Source organism: Acidithiobacillus ferriphilus (assembly GCF_018854775.1).
Classification (GTDB): domain Bacteria; phylum Pseudomonadota; class Gammaproteobacteria; order Acidithiobacillales; family Acidithiobacillaceae; genus Acidithiobacillus; species Acidithiobacillus ferriphilus.
Window position 1 is genome coordinate 1 of record NZ_JAAZTY010000202.1, and the last position, 2,886, is coordinate 2,886.

4 protein-coding genes are annotated in these 2,886 nt (G+C 55.3%); all 4 read left to right on the forward strand.

Annotation, left to right across the window (positions count from 1 at the left end; genetic code table 11):
* Positions 1–869, forward strand: an 869-nt coding sequence (locus HF921_RS12170; protein ID WP_226834576.1) for a YihY/virulence factor BrkB family protein, incomplete at its 5' end; no start/stop codon positions are given.
* Between the two features lie 92 nt (positions 870–961).
* Positions 962–1,399: a YceD family protein gene (locus HF921_RS12175; RefSeq protein ID WP_226834578.1), complete on the forward strand. Its 438-nt coding sequence runs from the start codon at positions 962–964 to the stop codon at positions 1,397–1,399.
* A gap of 40 nt (positions 1,400–1,439) precedes the next feature.
* Entirely contained in the window at positions 1,440–1,625 is a 186-nt protein-coding gene (rpmF, locus tag HF921_RS12180; RefSeq protein WP_014028846.1) for a 50S ribosomal protein L32, read from the forward strand.
* A 37-nt stretch (positions 1,626–1,662) separates the two neighbouring features.
* Positions 1,663–2,688: a phosphate acyltransferase PlsX gene (gene plsX, locus HF921_RS12185; protein ID WP_064220245.1), complete on the forward strand. Its 1,026-nt coding sequence runs from the start codon at positions 1,663–1,665 to the stop codon at positions 2,686–2,688.
* The last annotated feature ends 198 nt before the right edge of the window (positions 2,689–2,886 follow it).

Sequence of the window (2,886 nt, forward strand, 5' to 3'; positions counted from 1 at the left end):
CACCGCCGCACCAATGCTTTCGCCAAAAGGACAGGGCACTGGCACCCGTTCCCAGGGAAAACGCCAATCATTGGCAGTGCTTGACCCACCGAATGTACCGTGCGTGGCATGGCTTTTGGCTTGACGAATGTATCGACCGTGCAGGATTGCTCGCTTATACCACCCTCTTTGGTTTGATACCGGCGGTGGTGCTGGTCTTCAGTCTATGGAATCTGGTGGGGTTCAGCATGCTCCACCGTGCCCAGGTTGATCACCTGATTTTACGCAGCTTTGTCCCGCAAACGGGGGATGCGATTCTGCGTCAGATAAACCGTCTCGCAGCGCGTGGTACCCAATTGGATTGGTTTGGCGTACTCGGATTGAGCGTCACCGCGATTTTTCTGCTTCGTGAGGTAGAGCGGCATTTTAACGACATCTGGGGTGTCACTCCGACCTGCCTGTGGTGTCGACTCCTACGCTACGTGATCGTGCTGGTGTGCGGCCCATTCAGCTTTGCACTCATTCTGCCGCTGCTTAGTCCCCTGCAACCTCTGCTGACCTCCTTGGCACGTATCCCGGTCGTCCCCCCCCTTCTGAATCATGTGCTTACTCTTCTGGTGGTCACCGTGATGATGGCGGTACTCTACAAAATACTGCCCTCGGCAATAACGCAGTGGCGGGATGTTTTTCTTGGCGGGGTATCCGCCGCCATCCTGTTTGAAGCCGCCAAGATCGCGTTGGCCGGTTATCTGCGATTTTCAAGCTTTGAAACCATATATGGCGCTTTGGGTGCCTTTCCTGTTTTTCTTCTCTGGCTGTATATGGCCTGGGCGATTGTTTTGTTCGGTGCGGAGATGGCGGCTGCTGCGATTATCCGTGATAATCATTAGGGATATCTCATTAAACGTCGCCGCCAACTCTTTACTTGCAGCGCCGTGATCGCTACTATGCCGCGCTTATGTTTTCCGCTAAAGCATCCAGCTTGTCGATTGCCAGGGTATCTGTCCATGGTGACAGGCTGGAGGGTATTATTGATCCTCGCAGTTGGTTGCGTTTGGGCGAGGCACTGGTCAGTGTGCAGACAGTGAGCGTAAGCCTTGATCTGATCCGCAGAGGGCAGGTCATTGCCGCTGATGGCCAGATAAGGGTGTTGGGTGAGGTTCGTTGCGAACGCTGTACGGGTGTTATGCCGTTACCGCTTTCCGTAAGCGTGCACAGCGGATTGGCGGAACAGGAGTCGGCGGTGCTTGCTATGGATTCTACCTTAGAGGTGGTTATTGCTGAAAACGGCGTGGTCGCTCAGCAAGTCTGGCTGGAAGATGAAGTACTACTGGCCTTGCCGATGATTCCACGTTGTGCGGAGTGGAAGTCAGGCATTTGCCCGGTTTCCGGGCTTGAGCCGTTAACCGTTGTTAAATGAACAGCAGTATATTTTGATACAAATCGGGAGAAATTGAGTCATGGCCGTTCCACAAAGTAAAACTTCCCATTCTCGTCGTAACATGCGGCGAGCCCACGATTTTCTGGTGACCGTGAACCGTTCCGTATGTGCCAATTGTGGAGCGGCGAAGCTGCCTCATCATGTGTGCCCGGAATGTGGCTTCTACAAGGGTCGCGAGATGGTGAAGAAGGCGGTAGAGGCCTGATAACGCCAGTCTGTCAGAGCGTTCTTAAGGTTTCGTTATGCCGCACATCGCGGTAGATGCCATGGGTGGTGATTCAGGCCCGTCGGTGGTGGTTCTTGCCATCCGCGATCTGGTCAAAGGTCACCCCGATGTCGTTTTTCATGTTGTGGGGGACAGTGGCATCCTCCAGGCAGGGCTGGCACGGGCTCGCCTCCAAGGTTCATCACAAATTGTGGTACACCACGCCAGTCAGGTGGTAGCCATGGATGAGGCGCCGTCTCAGGCCCTCCGCGGTAAGCGGGACTCTTCCATGCATGTCGCCATCGGTTTGTTGCGAGATGGGCATGTTGATGCGGTGGTCAGTGCGGGTAACACAGGTGCGCTGATGGCTCTCGGTAAAGTGTTTCTGCGTACTATTCCCGGTATAGACCGTCCCGCAATCGCTGCCTTTCTGCCGACCACCACAGGACGACTTCTGGCGCTGGATTTGGGTGCCAACGTTGATTGTCATCCGGAACATCTCCTGCAGTTCGCGGTAATGGGCTCGATACTTGTCGAGCGCGTCATGGGGCTTGCCCAGCCGCGTGTCGGCCTGCTCAATATCGGCTCCGAAGACATCAAGGGCAATGAACAGGTCAAAGAGGCCGCATTGCTCCTACGCGCTGCCAAGCTGAATTTTATTGGTAACGTGGAAGGTTCCGATATTTATCGAGGTGTCGCTGATGTGGTGGTGTGTGACGGTTTCGTGGGTAATGTAGCGTTGAAGACGTCTGAAGGGCTGGCGTGGATGATCAGTCAGGAACTGCGTGCCAGCTATACTCACGGCTGGTATGGGCGTATGGCGTATTTGGTCAACCGTCCCATCTTGCAACGTCTGCGGCGGCGTCTCGATTCTCGCCAGTACAATGGCGCAACTCTGTTGGGACTGAACGGTATCGTCATCAAAAGTCACGGAAACGCCGACCGCTTTGCCTTTGCCTGTGCCGTGGAGGTGGCTATCGCCGAAGCCAAGCATCGCCTGACCTTGCGTATTGCCGAAGTGATTCAGAAAAGCCTTGATCCGGCGGTGCGAAACAGCGCGTGAGACCTATTTTTAGTCGTATTGTAGCCACTGGTGGCTATTTGCCGGAACGTGTTCTCAGCAACCGTGAACTGGAGCAAATGGTGGACACCAGCGATGCCTGGATCTTCGCGCGCACGGGGATCCGCTCCCGCCATATCGCCGCTCCCGACGAAAAAACCGTAGATATGGCGGCGGTGGCGGCGCGCCAGGCATTGGCGG

Bases quoted from the DNA above. Each gene is read 5' to 3' on its own strand.
- rpmF (WP_014028846.1), top strand. From the start codon at position 1,440: ATGGCCGTTCCACAAAGTAAAACTTCCCATTCTCGTCGTAACATGCGG.
- plsX (WP_064220245.1), top strand. From the start codon at position 1,663: ATGCCGCACATCGCGGTAGATGCCATGGGTGGTGATTCAGGCCCGTCG.